21 protein-coding genes, 1 tRNA gene and 1 pseudogene are annotated in these 21798 nt (G+C 49.9%); 1 reads left to right on the top strand and 22 read right to left on the bottom strand.

Annotated elements, in window-relative coordinates:
• Nucleotides 1–233: 233 nt before the first annotated feature.
• The 22 genes and pseudogenes from MJ768_RS01720 to MJ768_RS01620 all read right to left on the bottom strand — a co-directional run bounded on the left by MJ768_RS01720 (nucleotide 234) and on the right by MJ768_RS01620 (nucleotide 20035).
• A complete protein-coding gene (locus tag MJ768_RS01720) occupies nucleotides 234–1103 on the bottom strand; it encodes a phosphate-starvation-inducible PsiE family protein (protein WP_239287575.1) in 870 nt (289 codons plus the stop codon).
• 23 nt (nucleotides 1104–1126) lie between these two features.
• Nucleotides 1127–1321: pseudogene (locus MJ768_RS01715) on the bottom strand (hypothetical protein); the annotation flags it as partial.
• A 209-nt stretch (nucleotides 1322–1530) separates the two neighbouring features.
• Nucleotides 1531–2043 carry a lipocalin family protein gene (locus MJ768_RS01710; protein ID WP_239287573.1) on the bottom strand — a complete coding sequence of 171 codons (513 nt, stop codon included), beginning with the start codon at nucleotides 2041–2043 and terminating at the stop codon, nucleotides 1531–1533.
• A gap of 122 nt (nucleotides 2044–2165) precedes the next feature.
• Nucleotides 2166–3623, bottom strand: a complete 1458-nt coding sequence (locus MJ768_RS01705) for a catalase (protein WP_239287572.1) — start codon at nucleotides 3621–3623, stop codon at nucleotides 2166–2168.
• A gap of 70 nt (nucleotides 3624–3693) precedes the next feature.
• Complete coding sequence (locus tag MJ768_RS01700) at nucleotides 3694–4695, bottom strand: cytochrome-c peroxidase (protein WP_239287571.1); 1002 nt, start codon at nucleotides 4693–4695, stop codon at nucleotides 3694–3696.
• 142 nt (nucleotides 4696–4837) lie between these two features.
• The gene (locus MJ768_RS01695) at nucleotides 4838–5197 is read right to left on the bottom strand and encodes a DsrE family protein (RefSeq protein WP_239287570.1); all 360 of its coding nucleotides are present in this window, start codon (nucleotides 5195–5197) and stop codon (nucleotides 4838–4840) included.
• A gap of 98 nt (nucleotides 5198–5295) precedes the next feature.
• Nucleotides 5296–5919 (bottom strand): superoxide dismutase family protein, encoded by a 624-nt coding sequence (locus MJ768_RS01690; RefSeq protein WP_239287569.1) that lies wholly within the window; start codon nucleotides 5917–5919, stop codon nucleotides 5296–5298.
• A gap of 96 nt (nucleotides 5920–6015) precedes the next feature.
• Nucleotides 6016–7497, bottom strand: coding sequence for a c-type cytochrome (locus MJ768_RS01685; protein ID WP_239287568.1), 1482 nt, complete (start codon nucleotides 7495–7497; stop codon nucleotides 6016–6018).
• Between the two features lie 265 nt (nucleotides 7498–7762).
• Entirely contained in the window at nucleotides 7763–8362 is a 600-nt protein-coding gene (locus MJ768_RS01680) for a hypothetical protein (RefSeq protein ID WP_256449811.1), read from the bottom strand.
• The gene (locus MJ768_RS15295) at nucleotides 8272–8517 is read right to left on the bottom strand and encodes a hypothetical protein (RefSeq protein WP_445082957.1); all 246 of its coding nucleotides are present in this window, start codon (nucleotides 8515–8517) and stop codon (nucleotides 8272–8274) included. The genes MJ768_RS01680 and MJ768_RS15295 overlap by 91 nt, the downstream gene beginning before the upstream one ends.
• 10 nt (nucleotides 8518–8527) lie before the next feature.
• Nucleotides 8528–9547: a phosphogluconate dehydrogenase (NAD(+)-dependent, decarboxylating) gene (gnd, locus tag MJ768_RS01675; RefSeq protein ID WP_320415716.1), complete on the bottom strand. Its 1020-nt coding sequence runs from the start codon at nucleotides 9545–9547 to the stop codon at nucleotides 8528–8530.
• A gap of 112 nt (nucleotides 9548–9659) precedes the next feature.
• Nucleotides 9660–9755 carry a hypothetical protein gene (locus MJ768_RS01670; protein ID WP_239287566.1) on the bottom strand — a complete coding sequence of 32 codons (96 nt, stop codon included), beginning with the start codon at nucleotides 9753–9755 and terminating at the stop codon, nucleotides 9660–9662.
• Between the two features lie 491 nt (nucleotides 9756–10246).
• Entirely contained in the window at nucleotides 10247–11647 is a 1401-nt protein-coding gene (der, locus tag MJ768_RS01665) for a ribosome biogenesis GTPase Der (RefSeq protein WP_239287565.1), read from the bottom strand.
• Nucleotides 11648–11763: 116 nt separating this feature from the next.
• Nucleotides 11764–12906, bottom strand: a complete 1143-nt coding sequence (gene bamB / locus MJ768_RS01660; RefSeq protein WP_239287563.1) for an outer membrane protein assembly factor BamB — start codon at nucleotides 12904–12906, stop codon at nucleotides 11764–11766.
• Complete coding sequence (locus MJ768_RS01655; protein ID WP_239287562.1) at nucleotides 12903–13541, bottom strand: tetratricopeptide repeat protein; 639 nt, start codon at nucleotides 13539–13541, stop codon at nucleotides 12903–12905. Before MJ768_RS01655 ends, bamB begins: the two co-directional genes overlap by 4 nt.
• 5 nt (nucleotides 13542–13546) lie before the next feature.
• Nucleotides 13547–14824: a histidine--tRNA ligase gene (gene hisS / locus MJ768_RS01650; RefSeq protein WP_239287561.1), complete on the bottom strand. Its 1278-nt coding sequence runs from the start codon at nucleotides 14822–14824 to the stop codon at nucleotides 13547–13549.
• A gap of 107 nt (nucleotides 14825–14931) precedes the next feature.
• A complete protein-coding gene (gene ispG, locus MJ768_RS01645) occupies nucleotides 14932–16206 on the bottom strand; it encodes a flavodoxin-dependent (E)-4-hydroxy-3-methylbut-2-enyl-diphosphate synthase (RefSeq protein WP_239287560.1) in 1275 nt (424 codons plus the stop codon).
• A gap of 2 nt (nucleotides 16207–16208) precedes the next feature.
• Nucleotides 16209–17054, bottom strand: coding sequence for a helix-turn-helix domain-containing protein (locus tag MJ768_RS01640; protein ID WP_239287559.1), 846 nt, complete (start codon nucleotides 17052–17054; stop codon nucleotides 16209–16211).
• Nucleotides 17054–17842, bottom strand: coding sequence for a type IV pilus biogenesis/stability protein PilW (gene pilW / locus MJ768_RS01635; RefSeq protein WP_239287558.1), 789 nt, complete (start codon nucleotides 17840–17842; stop codon nucleotides 17054–17056). Before pilW ends, MJ768_RS01640 begins: the two co-directional genes overlap by 1 nt.
• Nucleotides 17839–18921, bottom strand: a complete 1083-nt coding sequence (gene rlmN / locus MJ768_RS01630) for a 23S rRNA (adenine(2503)-C(2))-methyltransferase RlmN (protein ID WP_239287557.1) — start codon at nucleotides 18919–18921, stop codon at nucleotides 17839–17841. Before rlmN ends, pilW begins: the two co-directional genes overlap by 4 nt.
• Nucleotides 18922–19192: 271 nt before the next feature.
• Nucleotides 19193–19612, bottom strand: coding sequence for a nucleoside-diphosphate kinase (gene ndk / locus MJ768_RS01625; protein ID WP_239287556.1), 420 nt, complete (start codon nucleotides 19610–19612; stop codon nucleotides 19193–19195).
• Between the two features lie 346 nt (nucleotides 19613–19958).
• A tRNA-Val gene (locus MJ768_RS01620) sits at nucleotides 19959–20035 on the bottom strand.
• Nucleotides 20036–20333: 298 nt separating this feature from the next.
• Here MJ768_RS01620 and gltX point away from each other — a divergent pair.
• Nucleotides 20334–21725, top strand: a complete 1392-nt coding sequence (gene gltX / locus MJ768_RS01615) for a glutamate--tRNA ligase (protein ID WP_239287554.1) — start codon at nucleotides 20334–20336, stop codon at nucleotides 21723–21725.
• The last annotated feature ends 73 nt before the right edge of the window (nucleotides 21726–21798 follow it).

Raw genomic sequence — 21798 nt, 5'->3', positions numbered from 1 at the left:
TCGCTGTTCAACCTCCGGTCGACACTCCTTGTCGTGGGAGGATAGATTGAAGCAACTTATTCTCCTGATGGCCTCTTACCACACGTTTGCGCTTGAAAAGAATTCAGCAGGGGACGATCATCGTCAAAACTCAACTAGATTGGCTTGGCAACACGCATGGCACTGACCTCCTAAGCAATAAGTATTTAAAGGTCAAGCCTTCACATAAGTTCCATTATTTCTGAAGCACTACACTAGTCATTTTTTTTAACCAGCATATAGGTGATACCCAGAGCGACCAGCACCAAGGCTGAAGCACTTACATATTCGGGATCCAAGTTTTTATAATCAAAAACGATAACTTTTCTCGAAATGGCCATCAACGCAGTGGCTACAACCAGTTTGACTGGAATTACATCACTCCTGATGTATATAGTTATATTTATGAAAATTTCGATAGCTATCAATACAGCCAAAAAGGACCCAAATGTTTCCAGCAGGTCATTTGTGGTCATCAGAAAATGCGGCGAGTTACTAATTTTTAACCAGATAATATAAAGCACATCAGCAATACTCAACAGGATGACAACAACCATTAATATGGACAAAAACTTAACGCCTATTCGTATAGTACGGTGTAAGTATTTTATAAATGGATCATCATGCTCCATCGGAAGCTCTTCATGACTTTCGGTGCTCACTTGTTTTACAAGTTTGCTTCGTAAGTGGGTCAATAAAGGACCAATAATGTTTTTATGCGAAGCAAAACCGGCAGGAGTAAAATCATGTTCAAAGAAGTTATTAAGCCCTTCCATTTTTCTTAATTCTTTGGGATCTATTTTTTCAAAGCCCATACTCCAATATGGGAATGCGCGTTCAGTTATATTTAGCTTTTCAATGAGCGTGCAATTTTTGTGACGCGGATCTTTTTCTATTGTCCTATACAAGTTTTCAACGGTTGCCTCTTCGCCCTCCAAAACTTGAAAAAAAGTTCCATTTGAATAGAGGAGAATTCCGGTTATATTTTTGGCACCATTATTTGTCCGAGATTGTCTTAACAGCTCTAACAGATCCTCTGGGCTCCATTCTTGGTTTGCAGTGCTGGCATAAGTCAGTCTAATCATTGTGTGCCCCTCCTCTGTTCAGGATAACTTTCGAGATAATGCGTGGTTACACCATTAAATCGCGCCATCCATTGTTTAAGTCGGCTGTCATAGGTATTGACGTTCTGAATATGATAGATGCCGCCGACCACCTGCTTCCCTGCGGCAACATTGACGGGACGATGAGCAATCCCCACGTACAGGGCGATCAACTTGGACGCTGCTGCACCATCGGTACATAGCTTGGATTTCGCATAAAAAGGGCGAACAACAAAAAAACTATTTTTTTATGATTCTAGTTATCTAAAAGCAAATTCATAAAAAATGCCTGTGGCTACCCCTCAATTGAGTCGCTTTCACGATACACACCTCCGTGACAACACTTTATGCCCGTTGAATACCAAATTCAACAGGCAATTACGACATAGCTTTTTCCCGTAATAGTTGATTAATCGTTATTGACATGTATCAATTTGCTCGTGTCAAACCCCAATGCTGCAGCTTTTGCTATAAGAACATTTTTAATATTTTCATTTATTTGTGGCGTTCTTGCCAGAATCCAAAAATAAGATTTGTCAGGACCGGATACGAGTGAATATTGATAATTTTCATGGTCAAGTTCAAACACGATATAAGAACCATAGAATGGACCAAAGAATGAAACTTTCAAGTAACCCTGATCCGACCCCCTTACGAAATAGGCCTTTCCTTCGGCTTCTTTCCACTTATTTTCTTTTACAGAATAACCACGATTTATTACTTTCAAACCGCCATCATCTCGTAAACTATAATCTGCTGTAACTCGAGATAAACCTCGTTCAAATGAGTGATCCAGCCTCGCAATTTCATACCACTTGCCGAGATAGTTCTCTAACTTGAAATTTTCAACGGGTTTCACATTTTCAGGAATTCCAACGCACCCCGTTAATAACAAAAACAATGCCATAAATAATTTGTTCATATCTTTTTTCAGCCTGCAAAGCCTAGCGGGGCTATAGAAAACCCTTGGATTCCGACCTTCGCGGGAATGACGAATCGCACCATTTTATGGCTGGCTTTATAACGGCCATTAGTTGACAATTTTTATTTCAAAACTCCACTCAGTGGGATGCCTAGTGCAATAGCAACCCCTTCGCCATATGCCGGATCAGCTTTCAAGCAGTTTCCAATATGGCGAATATGAATCTCGCGTGGCGCAGCACCAATGGAACGCGCGGTGTTCTCGAACAATATCTGTTGCTGAGCCGACGTCATTAGGCGAAATAGTGCGCCGGGCTGAGAGTAGTAATTTGTATCTTCGCGATGATCCCAGTGGTCAGCCGCGCCCTCCAAGCTTAGCGGCGGCTCGGCAAAATCCGGCTGCTCCTGCCATTCGCCGTAACTGTTTGGTTCATAGCCCAGCGTGCTGCCGTGGTTACCATCGACGCGCATGGCACCATCACGATGCGAACTGTGAACCGGGCAGCGGGCGGCGTTGACCGGAATCAGTTGGTGGTTAACGCCCAGGCGATAACGCTGTGCATCACCGTAGGAGAAAATTCGCCCTTGCAGCATCTTGTCCGGCGAAAAACTGATGCCGGGCGGCACATTGGCAGGGTTGAAGGCAACCTGCTCCACTTCGGCGAAGTAGTTCTCGGGGTTGCGGTTCAGTTCCAGTACGCCAACGTCAATAAGCGGATAATCCTTGTGCGGCCAGATTTTGGTTAGGTCGAAAGGGTGATAGGGCACCTTCGCGGCGTCAGCTTCTGGCATGACCTGCACGCACATATTCCATTTCGGGAAATCACCACGCTCAATGGCTTCATACAGGTCGCGCTGGTGGCTTTCGCGATCCTTGCCAATCAGGGCCTCGGCCTCGGCATCGGTGAGATTCTTGATACCCTGCTGCGATTTGAGGTGGAATTTGACCCAGTAACGCTCGTTATCCGCATTAATAAAACTGAAAGTGTGGCTGCCAAAGCCGTGCATATGACGATAGGTGGCGGGAATGCCGCGATCGCTCATTACCACGGTGATTTGGTGCAGCGCCTCCGGCAGCAGTGTCCAGAAATCCCAGTTGTTCTTTGCGCTGCGCATATTGGTGCGCGGGTCGCGTTTTACAGCATGGTTCAGATCAGGAAATTTCAGCGGGTCCCGCAGAAAGAATACAGGTGTGTTGTTACCAACCAGGTCCCAGTTCCCTTCCTCGGTGTAGAACTTGATGGCAAAGCCGCGAATATCGCGCTCGGCGTCAGCGGCGCCCCGCTCACCGGCTACGGTGGAAAAACGGACGAACAAATCGGTCTTCTTGCCCACTTGTGAGAAGATTTTCGCCCGGGTGAATTTAGTGATATCACTGGTGACGGTGAAGGTGCCATAGGCGCCGGAACCTTTTGCATGCATGCGCCGTTCGGGGATGACTTCGCGATCAAAGTGAGCAAGTTTCTCCAAGAACCAGACATCCTGCATAAGCTGTGGTCCCCGCGGACCTGCGGTCATCACGTTCTGGTTATCGACTACAGGACATCCTGCGTTGGTGGTCAGTTTCTTTTTGTCACTCATTGCACACTCCTTATTATTATTGCGAATTGGAGCGATACAAAATAAATTGTAGCGCTCCACTTATCTGTATTTATCCAAAGGGTTTAGGTTTCGGCGTCTCTTTAGTTGAAGGGGGAAGGATTGGTAACGTGAACTCGGGCTGCTTACCGGTCAGCGACTTTAAGAACGCCACGATCTTGGCATTTTCTTCCTTGGTGAACTTGCGTCCCAGCTGCAGCCTACCCATGGTGTCCACCGCGTCTTCCAAGGTCTCAGCGGCACCATCATGAAAATAAGGATAAGTTAGCTCCACGTTTCGGAGGTTGGGTACTTTGAACTTGAAGCGGTCGGCATCCCTGCCCGTTACAGCGGACCTGCCTGCAGCCTTGTTCGTAGTCTTGTAGGCCTCATAGATTCCAAATTTCTGGAATGACCCACCGCCTACAGTAGCGCCATTGTGGCAACCCGTGCATCCACTTTCCTTGAATAGCTTGTAACCCTCCAGTTCAGTTTGGCTCAAAGCTAGCTTGTCGCCCTTGAGCCATTTATCGAAACGAGAGTCAGGCGTAACCAAGGTTTCTTCGAACGCCGCAATCGCGGCGGTTACCATACCGATATCGATTTTATCTGCGCCAAACAATTGCTGGAAGCGGGCTCGGTACTGGGGAATGGAGCGTAATACATCCACTGCCAGTTCATGGGTAAATGCCATCTCTTTGGGGTTGGCGATGGGGCCACCCGCCTGCTCCTTCAGATCCTTGGCGCGACCATCCCAGAACTGAGCCAAGTTCATGCTGGAGTTCAATACTGTTGGCGAATTGATCGGCCCCTGCTGCCAATTATGGCCAATGGATGTTTGCAGATTATCCGTGCCGCCCATGCTCAAGTTGTGACAGGAATTACAAGAAATGAATCCAGACTTCGATAAACGCGGATCGAAAAAAAGCATCTTGCCTAGTTCAACCATGTCTGAATTCTTTGGCTTGGCGTCCTCGATTGGTTGGATAGGTTCATTAGCAGCATGCGCGATTGCAGGGACGGCGTAACTGGATCCAATAGATAGCAGTGATATGACTAATGCTCGAATTAGCATCGGTAATCTCCTAAAAAATCGACTGATCGTGGCGCAACTGATTACGGCCATAAGCTACCCGTAAAATACGTGCACCATGCGTCAGCATGGTGCACGTATCGACCACCCATTGCACTGGCCGACCAGGTAATGAATACAACGGTCAAAACGTCACATTGCGGTCGCGTTCGGCCACTGCCTTGATGTAATCCGGCATCCCTTTTATTGATGCACCGGTCACCAGATCCTCTGCCATGATCTGCCGAGCCACGGCACAGGCGCCGCAGACCCAAATCTGCACGCCCGCCGTCTGCACCGCAGCCAGCAATTCTTTCAATGGAGTCAGATTCACGCCGTGAACATGATCAGCCGTTCCTTTGCGACCGAGCATCACGGCTTCGTTCCAGAGCCAGAGCACCACATCATGCCCTTGCTCCTTTGCCGTCTTCGCGGCCATGAAGGGCAACGTGGCCATCGTCGGATCGTCTGTACCTCGACTGCCGGATATTATGAAGGTTGCCATCGTTTATCTCCTCTCTCATTCATTCGTAAAAAATACAGATCCATCATCATGTGTCATTCATGATTCTACCCTTTCATTTTCCTTTCATTTTCCTTGCATTACTTTTTCAGAACAATCACCCCACATGCAATCCTGGGGCCACCTGGGGCATCTTTTGTCGGAGGATCAGGAAGGAATTTGTCTTCAAGTCCATGAATAATAAACGCACTTCCATCCGCATCGAAAAGGGTTGTCAATCCGGGAGTAAGGGTGACCCGGCTCGTGATGGCATACAACGTTCCTTTGCGGTTCTCATCAACCACAAGATTCGACAGATCACCTAAATGATAGGGGTGATTTCCAAGGCCTGGACTGACATTCGCCTCCGGGTTGACCTGCGGATCGATATTGCCATCGTAATGGCCTTTTGCCGCCGTGAACGGATCGCATGCCCCTGTTTCGTGGATGTGAACCGCGTGTCGCCCGGGCGTTAACTTGCTGTCAGGCGTACCTTGTACCATCATCTTGATTCTGACGAGCCCATCGTGTTCCTCATACAGATGAGCTTCTCCGGTAATGCCCGGACCGGCGATGATCGCTTCTGCACGAAGCTTTTTCTCCACCTTCCCCGCGTGATGCCCATCTTCTTTTCCTGCGTGATGCTCAGCTTCTGCAAAAACTGGACTAGTGATGCTGCCCACGATCAATGCCAATGCCAGCGGTAATTTAGTAACAAATTTCATGTGTAGCTCCTATTGATTAGTTGAGAAAATGGTTTTATGTTGTCGCCTATCTGCATCTGTTGCTTTGCTTTGCCGCCGTTGTTCGGCGTCTTCTGATCAACGTGCCAGTGACCGGATGTAATGAACCAGCTGCCACACCTTGTCATCGGACAAGCCGGAGAAGGACATCATGCCGGTCCCAGACGAACCTTTCTTGATAATCCAGAAAAGCTGGCCATCCGGAATATCCTTCATCATGGCATTGCAGGTAAAGTTTCTCGGTGGTGGCACCAGTGCTGCTCCCATCATGCCCTTTCCATCGCCCTTCTCTCCATGACACATGGCACAGGCGGCAGGCTTGGCGGATTTCAGGAACAGCGTTTTCCCGGCCTGAAGCACTTCGGCAGAGGCAGCGAGTGGATTCGTCATGGCCAGGAAACTATCCGGTGCCTTGGCCGTCTTACGCGGCTGCACGCAAGCATCCGACTGGCCTCCACTTGAGGAAGTTGCAGTGGCAGCAGCACCAGCCGGAACGGCAATGGCAGCAGCCTTGGCAGCCATTGCGCTGGCAGCCGCGGCTGGTGCGGCACTGGCAGCAGCCACTCCGGCAGGTGAGCCCTTGAATATCGCTTTGAGGTAGGCGATCACATCAGCTACGCCTTGCTGGCCAATGGTCAGGTTCCAATAGGGCATATTTGGCGACTTGCCTATTGCCGGGCCGCCATGGTTGATCACGTTGTACAGATATTCTATTGGCAGCTTCTCAAATGGAATGTTGGCATGAATTGCCGGCTTCGGCTCCAAACCAGACGCCGCCGGCCCATCACCTTTGCCTGTCGCTCCGTGACATTGCGAACAATATTCTTTGTAGATGACTTTGCCGCGACCTACGCTGGCCATGCCGAATTCCGGACTCGTCCAAGGCTCGTAATACTTGAAGTCATTCACACCCTGGGTCATTAAGTATCCGATCACCGCGCGGAGTTGCGGCTCCGTCGCATCGGCTAAAAACTCGCCACTGTGCGGCACAAAATCTTGTGGATTCAGCCCGAAACGGAAGAGCCAATCTTGGTCATATCGTTGTCCGGATGCCTGAAGCGCTGTGCTCTGCGGCCCTCCGATGATTTTTCCATCCTCATTAATCGTATGACAGCCGATGCAGGCGTGAGCTTTGAAGGCCATTGCACCAAAATCGGCTTCAAACTTCGACACTTTCGAAAGATCAAACGCGCCGACTTTGACTCGTGGGTCCTTGTTGTGCTCGGCAAAATAATCAGCGATAGCGTTGGCCTCGGATACTGTGACAACCGGATGCTTGGGCGAGGCCTCGGTCAGATCCCAACGATAGCCCTTGGCATAGAGTGGCGTTTCCTTCCCGGTCAACCAACCAATCAACCAGGGGCGGCGGTACTTGCTCCCGGCCCAGATGAGATCGGGAGCCTTGAGATTAAAACGTGAGTCGGGCTTGCCTTCCAGCCGGTGACATTGAACGCAGTTCTGCTGGAGGATATCGTTTGCGCGCGCTTGATCGCTCGCAAACGATATCCCGGGGGACGACATCAATCCCACCAAGGCGATGAGCGCGCTTCCAACAACCATTCCTCTTCTCATATTCATGTCGCAATCCCTCTCATGTTTTATAACCTCATCTGATCCCTTACCTCGTAAGGGAAACCTGGTCGTTGAGGAAATCGTAATTGGATTAATGCAGGGTAAAGTCTATTATGCTTTTATGACTCCGTCTGTGTGATGCCGTACATAACAATGCAATAAGGGGTTGGGCACGCTCAATAAGCAACCGCAACATCTTAGAGAGATTAAGGTGTTGGGATGGAAAAACCAGGAAAAGGCGGATTCAAGGGATTCAAGTGTGCGATATGGGTAGCATGGCAAATAAGTCGGCGGTATTGAAATGAGAGTTCCATGCCGGTGCGCCGCAAATATAAGCTCCTTGACACAGGTAACTTTTCAGCAGAGGTGGGCTATTGACATCTAATAAGTTATTCAATTTTTCTAGATGATTGGGGGTCGTCGCCAGATCGGAATAGGCATCAGACGCGCGGCGGAAGCGCACCAGTATTTCCTTACAAGTAACCGGAAAGCTCTTTCCGGCCCGGACAAAGAATGGAACACCCTGCCAGCGCAGAAAATTGATATCAAGGCGCAGCGCCGCGAAGGTTCCCGTCTTTGAAGCAGGCGCGACTCCCACCTCTGATGTGCAGCCGCGGAATTGCCCACGGATGACATTATTTGCTTCAAGCGGCGCGATCGCCTTGAGCACCTTCATTTTTTCATCGCGGATCGATTCGCTGTCCCGATGGGCCGAAGGCTCCATCGTGAAATTCGCGATAACCTGGAAGAGATGATTCTGTATCACATCGCGTATCGTTCCGGTGGCATCGTAGAATCCGCCGCGCCCTTGGATCCTGAAATCCTCAGCCATCGTGATCTGGAAACTCTCGATGAGTTGCGGTTCCAGCCGGCTCTGGCCACGCAGATCACGGGCACGTTGAGGGTGCCGAGTTTCACCATCGGCTGAAGCGAAGGAAAGATTTTTTTATACGCTAGATCGCTTGTAGCTCCGAAGAAGACCAAGGCATCCGAATGGGTCGTGCTCATGCTGACCTCCTTACTTCGCAGGTTTCTCGTGATGTCCGCCGAACTGAAAACGCATCGCCGAGAGCAATTTATCCTGGTAATCCGATTCGCCACGCGAGGAGAAACGTGCATAGAGCGCCGTAGTAAGAACCGGGGCCGGAACGGCCTCGTCGATCGCCGCGCTGATCGTCCATCGCCCTTCCCCAGAATCCGAAACCCTTCCCGAAAAGCCGCTGAGGCTTGAATCCTCGGCCAGAGCTGTCGATGTCAAATCGAGTAGCCATGACGCCACGACGCTGCCACGACGCCATACCTCGGCGATATCGGCCAGATTAAAATCATACTGGTAATTCTCAGGATGGCGCAGCGGCGTTGTCTCCGCATCGACTTCATGATCGGCCTTCCCGATGTTGGCGTTGCGCAGAATTGCCATCCCTTCCGCGTAGGCGGCCATGAGGCCGTACTCGATGCCATTGTGCACCATCTTAACGAAATGGCCGCCACCAGTCGGTCCGCAGTGGAGGTAGCCCTGTTCGGCGGTACCTTTAAGCTTCTCGCGCCCCGGAGTGCGTGGTATGTCGCCTGCGCCCGGCGCCAACGTCTTGAAGATCGGGTCAAGGCGATCAACAATCTCCTTCTCGCCGCCGATCATCATGCAATAGCCGCGCTCCAGACCCCAGACGCCGCCACTGGTTCCGACGTCCACGTAGTTGATCTTCTTTACCGCGAGTTCCTTAGCGCGGCGGATATCGTCTATGTAGTAAGAATTGCCGCCGTCGATGATGGTGTCACCGGACTCAAGATGAGGCAACAGGTCGGCGATGGTACCGTCCACCACCGCGGCCGGTACCATCAGCCAAACCACTCTGGGCTTCGCCATCTTTTTCGCGAGTTCCGCTAGCGATGCAGCGCCCACAGCCTTCGCCGCAACCAGATCCTCCACCGCTTGCGGCGACCTGTCGAAGACGACGCATTGATGCTGTTGACTGATAAGGCGCCGTACCATGTTGGCACCCATTCTTCCAAGACCAATCATTCCGATTTCCATCATAGAATCCTTTATAAAAAAATAATTATGAAATCACTTCTGCCTAATTCACTACGCGGACCCAGCGATTTGCGGGAGGGTCATGACCTCTCCTTCAATTTTCGGTAGCTACGGATCAGATGGTTTGTTGAGCTATCATGCTGAAGAGCATGCTCCTTCTTGCTTTCCAGCTCTGGATGATACGTTGTGCCAGCATTTTTCCCAATTCCACTCCCCACTGATCGAAGCAGTCGATGTTCCAGATGGCCCCTGGGTAAAGACCGAGTGCTCGTAAAGAGGGACAACACTCGCTGATTGAGCTCGAATTGGAGTTAGCCAGTTAAGCGGGAATTGACTGGAGTGAAAATGGGACGCGACCTGTTAAAAAATGGCCCACACGGCTTGCCGCACCCCATATGTAGGGAAGATGTTTTTTAGTGGATATTAAAGAAGGGTTAGGAAATGTTACATCTGCTTTTTGAGCGCACCACGTAATTAATTGATAACAACAATAATATGAATATGTTGTTAAGGACACCTCTAAAAATCCAATTGTGCGAGCAGCCGCTTTGCGGCTTGCCTGCTTACCCCGTTTCGTCACAATACGGCGTTACTCGAAAAAAATTATCGCCTACATATCAACTATATGCAGTGCTCAAATTTTTTACTCGTGCCTTGTCTTGCCTAGAAACTTGAATTTTGAGAGGCGACCTTAAGTTCTGATTAACGCCCGTATAGCCTGCGCCCACGGATGCGAGCGCGGTGAGCACTACGCTCTTCGCTTTCGGTTAGCGGCTTGGGAGTCTTATTGGCGAATGGATTTTTGCCTGCCTTGAATTCGATCCTGAGCGGAGTGCCTTGCAGTTTGAAGGCTGCACAGAAAGTACGCTCCAGATAACGGCGGTAACTGTCCGGTATTTTGTCCAGCGCGCTGCCATGAATCACGATCAGCGGCGGATTGCTGCCACCTTGGTGAGCGTAACGCAACTTGGGACGAAACAGGGAGCGCGGAGGCTGCTGCTTTTCCACTGCAGCAATAAGTACCCGCGTAAGCTGAGGTGTAGGCAGCTTGGCCATGGCGGCGGCATAAGCCTCATCCACCGATTTCAATATGGCGGGCACGCCATTGCCAAGAAGTGCAGAGATGAAATGCAATTTGGCGAAACTGAGGAAATGCAGCTTGCGATCGATATCGCGTTTAGTCGTCTCACGTTGGTAGTCGTCCAGCCCGTCCCACTTGTTTACCGCTAATACCAGTGCACGTCCCGCTTGCAAAACGAAATCTGCGATATGCGCATCCTGCTCGGTAATGGTCTGTTGCGCATCTACCACGAGAACTACAACGTTGGCGTCTTCTACCGCCTGCAAGGTTTTTATTACTGAAAATTTCTCGACTACTTCGTCGACTTTGCCGCGGCGACGAACCCCAGCCGTGTCGATGATGGTGTATTGCTTGCCATCACGTTCAAAATCAATATAAATGCTGTCGCGTGTGGTGCCGGGTTGGTCGAAGGCGATTACCCGTTCCTCACCTAGAATCGCATTGACCAAGGTGGATTTACCAACGTTGGGACGGCCAACAATAGCCATCTTCGGGTGATCAGAATGATTTTCTTCACTTTCAGCCTGCGGCGGTAACTCTTCCAGCGCAAGCTCCACCATTTCACTTACATTGTCACCATGCGCCGAAGAAATCGGCAACGGCTGGCCTATTCCTAATTCGAAAAATTCATTGACAACAGCAGCACGCTGCATGCCTTCAGCCTTGTTGACCAAGAGCAACAGAGGACGCCCAGTTTTACGCAATTGCTCGGCAATAATCCTGTCCTGCGGGGTCAATCCTTGACGCCCATCAACCAGGAACAACACCAGATCAGCTTCATCCACCGCTTGCCGCGTTTGCTTAGCCATTTCATACAGAATACCTTCCTTGGCAATCGGCTCTAAGCCACCGGTATCCACCACTAGAAATGGCCGTTCGCCAACGCGCCCGCGACCATAGTGACGGTCACGCGTTAGCCCTGGCAGATCAGCTACCAGAGCATCACGGCTACGCGTAAGGCGGTTAAATAAAGTGGATTTCCCCACATTGGGACGACCAACTAAAACGAGTGTGGGTAACATTTCAAACTTTCAATTATAAAGTCGGCCATTAAATAGTACGATTCGTTATACCCGCGAAGGCAGGAATCCGGATGTTCTAATCAATCTATTTGATGGCCGGCTCTATGGGAGCAAACTTAATGGAGAGTAACCGAATACAAATTACCTTCGCGTGTTTGCACCAACACACCACCATCCAACTCTACCGGTGCATTGAAGATGGGGCTAAAATCCGTCTTGAGTCTTGCCAACATGCGACCATCCTCTCGGCTCAGCGCATGCAGATATCCTTCAAAATCACCCACCACCAAATAATCCCCGAATGCATAGGGTGCCGAGGTTTGGCGCATGTATAACTGATCATTTTTCCAAACTGAACTTCCACTAGTTTTATCCATCGCCAATACAGTACCACTGGTATTTGTAATATAAAGATAATTATGAAATAGAGTCATGCCCTTATCGCTGGATAGGTCCCGGCTCCAAAGCAAACTACCTTGTGCCAAGCCATAACATGCCACACGCCCTTGGAATGCCACTGCACAAACCTGTTCGTCATCTAGCACCGGCAAACTCGTGATGTCGCTGATGCGCTCCAGTTCAGTATTACCATGCGGTTGAGACACTACTGTTTCCCATATGACGATGCCAGAACCCAAGCTAATTGCCGCTAACTTTCCAGCGGCGAATCCGGCGAATACTGTGCCACGTTCGATAGCCACCCCCGCATGGCTGCGCACAACCAGCGGTGGTATGGCATGTTCATACAACCATAGTCGCTTGCCATCCGTAACGTCAATGCCAGAAAGGCGGCCATCGGTAGTACGCACCACAGCGATGCCATCAACAACTTTTGCTACATTCAACACTTCGCTGGACACTTTCGTTTTCCAAAGTAATTTACCATCTACTGAAAAGGCAGCCAATTGACCCTTCACACCACCGACCAGCACTAATCCATCGCCCGCCCCTACCCCCGCAGAAATGGTGAAGCCGCTGTTGACACGCCACACCTGTTTTCCTGTTGCAGGATCGAGTCGAAATAACTCCCCTTTGGCATTTGCTGCATACACCGCATCACTCGTTACGGCAGGCTGCAGAATTGAATTGCCGCTCCCACCGATTTTGTGATGCCAACGCACCTTAAACGTAGCAGCCGGCTTGAATTCAACCAGCTTTGCCGGCTCCTTGCCGGTTTTATCGCTGCTAAACCAGCCAGACACAGTGGAGCAGCCTGCCAGCATTACAAGTAGCAGCAGCCCGGCAATGCGAATAATCATTTAGCGCCTCCAAGCGCGTCCAGTTTCATTTGGATCAAGTTGCGATACTTACTCTGGGCATCAGTTTTATTTAATGCCAGCTGGTAAGCGGCACGTGCTTCGTCAGCTTTACCCTGTGCGTTCAGCACATCGCCCTTAAGGTCGGCATACAAACCCGTGAAAGATTCAGTATGCTTTGCATCCAGAAGCTTGAGTGCTTCAGCGTAATTTTTTTCATCCAGTAATACACTAGCCAGCTTGAGGCGCGCTACACTCTGGAGCCCAGTCTCGTCAGCATGTTTGATCACCCACTCTAATTGTGATTTAGCGCGCGGCACATCATTATTTTGAATATTAACCTGTGCTGCCAGCAGAGCCGCTCGCGGCGCGTAAGCGGTAGAACCGTATTTGTCGATCACTGCTTGCTCGGCATCATTGATACGCTTGGGATCGTTGCTGGTGAGCTGCTTGTCCAGTTCTGCATACAATGTACTGGCTTCAGCCATCTTCTTTTCTTTATAGAACTGCCAGCCCTGCGTCGCAGCAAAACCACTTGCAGCCACGGCCAATGCTATTAACAGCCATTTGCCATTGTCTTTCCACCATGCCTTAAACGCATCTACCTGCTCCTGTTCCTGCAAATCGAGTACAGCCATTTTCTCTATCCTTGTTTAATCAGTTCATTAATTTTGGCCGGCAATTCGTCAAATGCCACATGCATTTGTTCGCCACCGCGTAGCGGCTTGAGCGTGGCCAGCCTAGTACTCGCCTCGTTGTCGCCGAGGATAACTGCAAAACATGCATTACTGGCATCTGCCTTTTTCATCTGCGACTTAAAGCTTCCGCCACTGCAATGCAACAAAACGCGCAGCCCGAAATCCCTCAAGCGCTCCGCCACCAAGCTCGCCATGCCATCCGCCATCTCGCCTTGATGCACCACATACACATCTAGTGGTGCTGGCGGAGTGTTCATACCATCTTCCTGCAACAGTGCCAACAAGCGTTCAATGCCCATCGCAAAACCGGCGGCCGGCGCAGATTTTCCACCGATTTGCTCAATCAAGCCATCAAAACGACCGCCAGCACAGACAGTGCCCTGCGCGCCGAGGCGAGTGGCAACCCATTCGAATACAGTGCGATTATAATAATCCAGCCCGCGCACTAAGCGTGGATTTATCTTAAACGCCACTTCATGGCGATGTAAAATTTTTTGTACCGCCTCGAAATGCTTGAGCGCGTCGTCTTCCAGTTCCTCCATCAGATTGGGCGCAGCCATGATCAATTCTTGCATAGCCGGGTTTTTGCTATCAAGGATGCGTAGTGGATTACTGTGCAAACGGCGCGTGGCATCAGCATCCAGCACGCCACTGTACTGCCCGAAATAGGCTATCAACTTGGCGCGATGCCGTTGCCGTGCTGCTATATCACCCAGAGTATTGAGTTGCAACGTGATATCGCGCAGGCCAAGTTTTCGCCACAGGCGCGCGCACATCAGAATATGTTCGGCATCAATATCCGGGCCAGCGAAACCTAATGCTTCCACACCGATCTGGTGAAACTGACGGTAACGCCCCTTCTGCGGACGTTCGTGGCGGAACATCGCACCACTGTAATATAAACGCTGCGGCGCATTGTACAGCAGGCTGTGTTGCAGCGCGGCGCGTACGCAGGAAGCCGTACCTTCCGGGCGAAGCGTAAGCTGATCGCCATTGAGACTATCCTCAAAGCTGTACATTTCTTTTTCTACAATATCGGTCACTTCGCCTATCGCACGTTTGAATAGCGCAGTATGTTCCAGCAACGGCATGCGAATGTTGCGGTAACCATAACCTTCCAGCCAGTCACGCACAGTATCCTCGAACCACAGCCAAAGGCCGGCCTCTTCCGGCAAGATGTCATTCATGCCGCGCACGGCCTGCAACGGGGAATTGCTGCTCATAAAACGATTAACCTTTACTTCACTCATGACAGATATGATTAAAACAGCTTCGCCCTACTACTATGTACATGTGCAATGTCTGAGCGCTGCTTTCAATTATTTGATGCTCAATTTATTACATGGATCGGTATGGTTTCAGGATGGGGACGACCAGCTTCACGCCGCGCGTAGTTGCGCGCCACGTAATCATTTACGATCTGCTTGAACTCGTTGGCAATATTGTCACCACGTAAAGTAACAACTTTTTGACCATCCACATATACCGGTGCTGCAGGATGCTCGTTACTGCCCGGCAGACTGATACCAATGTTGGCCATCTTGCTTTCCCCAGGACCATTCACGATGCAACCCATTACCGCCACTGTCATTTCCTCAGCGCCGCTGAATTGTTCGCGCCACACCGGCATTTGCTCGCGCAAGTAAGACTGAATACTTTGCGCCAATTCTTGAAAAACCGTGCTGGTGGTACGCCCGCAGCCGGGGCAAGCAATCACCATAGGCGTAAAGGAACGCAATCCCATCGTTTGCAAAATTTCCTGCGCCACGATTACCTCCTGCGTACGGTCACCACCCGGTTCCGGTGTCAGAGAAATACGTATGGTATCCCCTATCCCTTCCTGCAGTAACACGGCAAGCGCGGCGGTGGAGGCGACAATACCTTTGGATCCCATGCCAGCTTCGGTTAACCCCAAGTGCAGCGGATAATCACAGCGCAGTGCTAGTTCACGGTATACCGCGATTAAACCTTGTACCTCACTCACCTTGCATGACAGCACGATTCGATCATGCGGCAAACCAAGTTTCTCGGCGCGCTGAGCGCTATCCAGTGCAGACACGATGAGCGCTTCTCGCATTACCGCAGCAGCCTCCTTCGGCTGTGGTGATTTAGCGTTTTCATCCATCATGCGCACGATCAAATCAGCATCCAGGCTACCCCAGTTCACCCCGATACGCACAGGCTTAGAATAACGGCAGGCAGCATCTATCATCATAGCGAATTGGTCTTCACCCTTGCGGTTGCGACCGACATTGCCTGGGTTAATCCTGTATCCTCCCAGTGTTTGGGCACATTCCGGAAAGTCTGTTAACAAACGATGGCCGTTGTAATGAAAATCGCCCACCAAGGGCACATTACAGTCCATTTGGTCGAGCAGTTCGCGAATGCGGGGCACCTGTGCGGCGGCTTCGGCGGTATTGACAGTAATTCGCACTAACTCGGAACCAGCTTGTGCAAGTTCAAACACTTGGCGCGCGGTACCTACGGCATCCACGGTATCAGTATTAGTCATGGACTGCACAACGATAGGGGCACCACCACCTATAGCGATATTACCCACCATGACACGTTGCGTCGTACGACGCGGAATGGGATGCTGACTCATATCTACTCCAACGTGAGGCGCGCGATTTCGCCATTGTAAAAAGGCGCGAGTTCAACAAGCTTCCCTTGATAATATAGACGCACTCCGCTGATATTACCAATAACCACGGAAAACGGTGGCCTGCCTTTCAGATGTTGTTCGCTGCCGCTCGAATTAAGTTGTGACAGCAATATCTTGCCGTCATTGTCCGTCACTTTCACCCAAGACTCTGCATCAAACGTCAGTCGGATAGAGGCGGATTGCTTGGATGCGCTGTTTGATTCTGACTTTATAACTTTAGCAGCAGCGGGGGCTTCCGGGGGCACAACGAGCGCATCAGGCGACGGTACTGCTATCACCACAGAAGCGGGGGTAGGCATGACGGCTGGCAACTCAATTTTTTCCACCGTAGCCTGCGGCATAGTCGGCTTGCTACGGTTCAACCAGACAATAAGTACCAATATGATCGCGACTACAACAACAAGACCGGTCGCCAACCAGATAATCTTGAGCCTGCGCGTCGCGTAGGTATTTGGGAACGGCACTTCAATCGCAATGCTTGCAGTATGCAGCGAGGGCTGCTCTGGATCTATTGGCAGTGATGCGAGCAAGGGAGCAGGGTCCAATTGCAATAGCTTGGCATAACTGCGTACGAAGCGGCGCACAAAGGAAATTTCCGGCAGACGAGAAAAATTGTCCGCCTCCAATGCCTCAATTTGGCGTGATGCAAACTTAAGACGACTTTCAACATCAGCAACGCTCAGCCCGAGTTGCTCGCGTGCTTCACGCAGCGCGGCACCCACACTGAGCGGCCGCACCTCGACGCTGCTGGAGGCATTGCCTAAAGTATTTTCCGGCGAATTATCCACTATTGCCTGTACAACATTAGCTGAGTTTCACGCGCATCAGGAAAATTTTTACGCAATTGCATCGCATAGCTATTTTCCGCGGTTCTATCACCCAACTTACGTTCAATGCGCACTGCCAGCCATAGGTTTTCAGCTGTCAAAGGGGATACGTTGTTCCGTTTAAAGAGCATGAAATAGGATTTCGCACCCGCATAATCCGCTTTAGTAAAGTACAGATTGGCCAGGCCCAGCAGTGCTTCCGGCATATTGTGTTGGACAGTTAGCGCTTTTTGCAAAAACTCCTCAGCGTCTTTCGCATTGCCAGCCTTCATAGAGCACAAGCCTGCATTCAAATAAGCTTTCCCCGGAGTAGAGTAAAGTGGATTCTTTAGTGCTGCCATGAAGTGTTTGATGGAATCCAGTTCCTTACCTCGCTTACAAAGAAACCAGCCATAATTATTATGTGCATCTGAATCGGTGCTATCCAAACGCAAGCTATGCTGAAAATCCTCATCTGCCTGCTGATCTTCATGCAAAGCCATGCGCACAAGGCCGCGCACGTTGTAAGCCGGTGCGTAGTCGGGTTTAGACTGTAGAGCCAAAGACAGCTCTTCTAATGCCACCCCAAGTTGTCCACGGTCATAATATTGTGCAGCCAATTCAGTATGTATTCTGGCGCTGGACTCTTCCCGCGAAATATTTTGCTGCGGCTTACTGCCGTATCCACTATCGGATTGCGCAACACATCCTGCCATACTTAAAGCAAGCAGAAAAAAGCTCAGGCCTCTCACGCGTGAAAACAATTTCATGTACGGATCTCTAATAATCGGTGCGTTCTTTTGGTTTTATCCTGTACTTGCCCAGCCAGCTGTCCACATGCCGCGGCAATATCATCACCCCGTGTTTTACGTATAGTAGTGACAATATCTGCCTGCATCAGCACATCACGAAACCTGGCTATAACATCGGCTTTGGAACGGCGGTAATGCGTCTGCGGAAAAGGATTGAACGGTATCAGATTAAATTTGCACGGCACATCACGCACCAACGCAACCAGTTCATGCGCTTGCTGTACGCTGTCATTCACACCTTCCAGCATCACATACTCGAAAGTGACAAAATCACGTGGAGCGCGTTCCAGATAACGCTGGCATGCTGCCAATAATACGCGCAAAGGATACTTCTGATTGATCGGCACCAGCACATCGCGCAAGCTGTCGTTGGATGCATGCAACGACACCGCCAGCGCTACTGGGCATTCCTCACGCAGCCTGTCCATCGCTGGTACGATGCCAGAAGTGGACAAAGTCACACGACGTCGAGACAAGCCATAAGCATTATCGTCCAGCATCAGACGCAAGGCGCTTACCGTATTATCGAAATTTAGCAACGGCTCACCCATACCCATCATCACCACATTGGTGACTGGCCACTTGCCATCAAAATCTTTGCCAATCTGGCGGTTAGCCCACCACAATTGACCAATAATTTCGGCCACACTCAAGTTACGGTTGAAACCTTGTTTCCCGGTCGAACAGAATGAGCAGTTAAGCGCGCAACCCGCCTGCGTTGAGACACACAGTGTGCCGCGCCCTGCCTCTGGAATAAAAACTGTTTCCACTGCATTGCCCGTACCGACGTCCAGCAACCATTTACGCGTGCCATCAGCGGAAATTTCGTCGCGCATCACCTGCGGTGCAGCCACATAAGCTTGCTGCTGCAGCTTCTCGCGCAACAAAGCAGCGATGTCCGTCATCGCTGCAAAATCTGGCTCTCCCACTTTGTGCACCCAGCGCAATATCTGGCGTGCACGGAAGGGCTTCTCACCCATCGAAGCAAACCAGGCGGTAAGTCGCTGCACATCAAAGTCAAGAAGGTTTTCGGACATCAAATGACCTTTAAAAATTCTTCGATTAAACTGAATCCTCTACCAAATGAAGGTTAACTTATGTTAAGCCTACTGAATGGCGAGGATACAAATTCTAAATTTTTTATAGGGGCTCTCATTAGCGCGGATTCACGTCCATAATAGCCTGAACGCTTCATCAATTTGCGTATTGTTCGCGCAGGCTATTATTTGGCAGACGATAATTTGAAGGAGCGGCCTAAACAAAACCTTACATAGCAAACATAAATGGCTTGCAGAAGAGCGGGTTAATTTATGAAACTTTCAGATCAGGAAAAAAACAAGCAATTTCCACTGCGGCAGCTTCCGCTGAATCCGAACCATGCACTGCATTTGCGTCAATGTTGTCAGCGAAATCGGCGCGAATGCTACCCTTGTCAGCTTTTTTCGGATCCGTGGCTCCCATTAAATCGCGATTTTTTGCAATCGCATTTTCGCCTTCCAATGCCTGCACCATCACCGGACCAGAAATCATAAAATCTACCAGATCCTTAAAGAATGGGCGCTCGCGATGCACAGCATAAAAATTTTCTGCTTCAGTACGCGACATCTGTACCATGCGCGCTGCAATCACTTTTAATCCAGCATTTTCAAAACGGGTGTAAATCTGACCAATTACATTTTTAGCAACGGCATCAGGTTTAATAATTGACAAGGTACGTTCAACAGCCATGCTACTTTCTCCAATGGTGATTAACAATCAAGTTGCGGATTTTAACAGGCTTTGCAGCTTATGTCGCTTTGTCCAAATAGCAAAAAAAGTCCAGCCACAAGGTGGCATAGACAAATTTAAGTGGCGATCGAATCACAAAATAGAACAAGGCTTGCTCAAGTTGTAAACATCTGCGATATGCAAATGTAATGCTCTACTCCCTGATTTGTTATGGAACAAAGCTAAATTCGCAACAGAACTAAAAAATTTAATGATATTGAATACCAAGTTAAATTGTTTATGCAAATAAAAAAAGCCGCTAACAGGCGGCTTAGGGAGTTGTATAGATGCATTGTTTTTGTTTGTTTGGTAGGCGCGATTGGACTCGAACCAACGACCCCCACCATGTCAAGGTGGTGCTCTAACCAGCTGAGCTACGCGCCTATGCAAGGCACGGCATTATAACCGAATTTCAAACCGCGTTCAAATGTTGCGCCCAAAGTGAGCAGCAAGCGATATTTACATCACAGACATATTCGCCAGGATATTTGCTTTTGCAACAACTCCACGCCGCTGCACAAGTCCGATGCAGCGACTTAACAAAATACAAATCAAAAGCGAACAGTTTATTTGCTGCAAGACCGAACAAATCTATTTGTTGCTAACATTGTTAGTCGCACGAGCGGCAAGGTGGCGTAAAATATGCACTCTGTTTTTGACTAAAAATTACTGATTAAAAATTATGACCATACGTACTCGTTTCGCGCCTAGCCCCACGGGTTATCTGCATATCGGCGGCGCCCGCACTGCACTATTCTCCTGGGCTTACGCCCGCAAGCATGGCGGCACTTTTATCCTGCGCATAGAGGATACTGATGTAGAGCGTTCAACACCTGAGGCTGTGCAAGCCATTCTAGATGGCATGGCTTGGCTTAATCTGAGTTATGACGAAGGCCCGTTCTATCAAATGCAGTGTATGGAGCGATATAAAGAGGTGATCCAGCATATGCTGGCGCAGGGGTTAGCCTATTACTGCTACGCCTCGCCTAGTGAACTGGATGCTATGCGTGAGGCCCAACGTGCAAGTGGTGAAAAACCTCGTTACGACGGTCGCTGGCGTCCAGAATCCGGCAAGGTGTTGCCAGAACCTCCTGCTGAAACGATGCCAGTGGTGCGCTTCAAGAATCCTGCCAAGGGAGTGGTAACGTGGAAAGATTTGGTGAAAGGGCCTATTGAATTTGACAATGGAGAGTTAGACGATCTCATCATTGCCCGTGCCGATGGCACGCCTACCTATAATTTTTGCGTAGTCGTTGATGATTGGGATATGGGCATTACGCACGTGATACGCGGCGATGACCATGTCAATAATACGCCACGCCAGATCAACATACTCAAGGCATTGGGCGCCAATGTGCCACAGTACGCGCACCTGTCGATGATATTAGGTGATGACGGGCAGAAGCTGTCCAAGCGCCATGGCGCGGTTAGCGTAATGCAATATGATGAAGAGGGTTATCTGCCGGAGGCAGTGATTAATTACCTGGCAAGACTGGGTTGGTCGCACGGTAATGATGAAGTTTTTTCGGTGGAGCAGTTTTGCGCCTGGTTCGACCTCGACCATATCACGCCATCTGCGGCACAATTTAATACAGAGAAATTAAACTGGCTCAATCAGCATTACTTAAAGCAGGCCGATAATGCGCGGCTTGTTGCGCTAATACGTCCGCGCTTGGAAGCACGGGGTGTATTAGTGGGCGCCGTACCAGCATTGGAAGCCATCATTAACCTTTATAAAGAACGAGTCATAACCCTCAACGAGTTGGCGGATGCAGCAGAAGTATTTTATATCGACTTGCATCCCAATCAGGAATTGCTGAATGCCCAGCTGTCTGCTGAAGCGATACCTGCTTTGCAGGAACTGGCGGAGCGACTAAAAGATGTAGCATGGGAAGCTGCGGCGATTGGAGCGACGATCAAGGAAATAGTAAGTAAGCATGGCTTGAAAATGCCTAAATTGGCGATGCCGTTGCGTGTAATGCTCACTGGGCAAACCCAGACACCCTCGGTAGATGCAGTATTAATGCTGTTTTCACGCGAGGTCGTATTGGCGCGTATAGCACGACATCTTTAGCACATACCGGGTATTCAGCAGTATTTTCCAATTCAGGTATGAGCCTGAAGCGGTTACGGACTTGGTGATTTGA

Source organism: Candidatus Nitrotoga sp. 1052 (assembly GCF_927312905.1).
In the GTDB taxonomy this organism is placed as follows: Bacteria; Pseudomonadota; Gammaproteobacteria; order Burkholderiales; family Gallionellaceae; genus Nitrotoga.
This window is presented reverse-complemented; position numbering and strand designations above follow the sequence as displayed.

Excerpts from the sequence above, each read along its gene's own strand:
- MJ768_RS01720 (WP_239287575.1), bottom strand. The coding sequence starts at position 1,103 with ATGATTAGACTGACTTATGCCAGCACTGCAAACCAAGAATGGAGCCCA.
- MJ768_RS01710 (WP_239287573.1), bottom strand. The coding sequence starts at position 2,043 with ATGAACAAATTATTTATGGCATTGTTTTTGTTATTAACGGGGTGCGTT.
- MJ768_RS01705 (WP_239287572.1), bottom strand. The coding sequence starts at position 3,623 with ATGAGTGACAAAAAGAAACTGACCACCAACGCAGGATGTCCTGTAGTC.
- MJ768_RS01700 (WP_239287571.1), bottom strand. The coding sequence starts at position 4,695 with ATGCTAATTCGAGCATTAGTCATATCACTGCTATCTATTGGATCCAGT.
- MJ768_RS01695 (WP_239287570.1), bottom strand. The coding sequence starts at position 5,197 with ATGGCAACCTTCATAATATCCGGCAGTCGAGGTACAGACGATCCGACG.
- MJ768_RS01690 (WP_239287569.1), bottom strand. The coding sequence starts at position 5,919 with ATGAAATTTGTTACTAAATTACCGCTGGCATTGGCATTGATCGTGGGC.
- MJ768_RS01685 (WP_239287568.1), bottom strand. The coding sequence starts at position 7,497 with ATGGTTGTTGGAAGCGCGCTCATCGCCTTGGTGGGATTGATGTCGTCC.
- MJ768_RS15295 (WP_445082957.1), bottom strand. The coding sequence starts at position 8,517 with ATGAGCACGACCCATTCGGATGCCTTGGTCTTCTTCGGAGCTACAAGC.
- gnd (WP_320415716.1), bottom strand. The coding sequence starts at position 9,547 with ATGATGGAAATCGGAATGATTGGTCTTGGAAGAATGGGTGCCAACATG.
- der (WP_239287565.1), bottom strand. The coding sequence starts at position 11,647 with ATGTTACCCACACTCGTTTTAGTTGGTCGTCCCAATGTGGGGAAATCC.
- bamB (WP_239287563.1), bottom strand. The coding sequence starts at position 12,906 with ATGATTATTCGCATTGCCGGGCTGCTGCTACTTGTAATGCTGGCAGGC.
- MJ768_RS01655 (WP_239287562.1), bottom strand. The coding sequence starts at position 13,541 with ATGGCTGTACTCGATTTGCAGGAACAGGAGCAGGTAGATGCGTTTAAG.
- hisS (WP_239287561.1), bottom strand. The coding sequence starts at position 14,824 with ATGAGCAGCAATTCCCCGTTGCAGGCCGTGCGCGGCATGAATGACATC.
- ispG (WP_239287560.1), bottom strand. The coding sequence starts at position 16,206 with ATGAGTCAGCATCCCATTCCGCGTCGTACGACGCAACGTGTCATGGTG.
- pilW (WP_239287558.1), bottom strand. The coding sequence starts at position 17,842 with ATGAAATTGTTTTCACGCGTGAGAGGCCTGAGCTTTTTTCTGCTTGCT.
- rlmN (WP_239287557.1), bottom strand. The coding sequence starts at position 18,921 with ATGTCCGAAAACCTTCTTGACTTTGATGTGCAGCGACTTACCGCCTGG.
- ndk (WP_239287556.1), bottom strand. The coding sequence starts at position 19,612 with ATGGCTGTTGAACGTACCTTGTCAATTATTAAACCTGATGCCGTTGCT.
- gltX (WP_239287554.1), top strand. The coding sequence starts at position 20,334 with ATGACCATACGTACTCGTTTCGCGCCTAGCCCCACGGGTTATCTGCAT.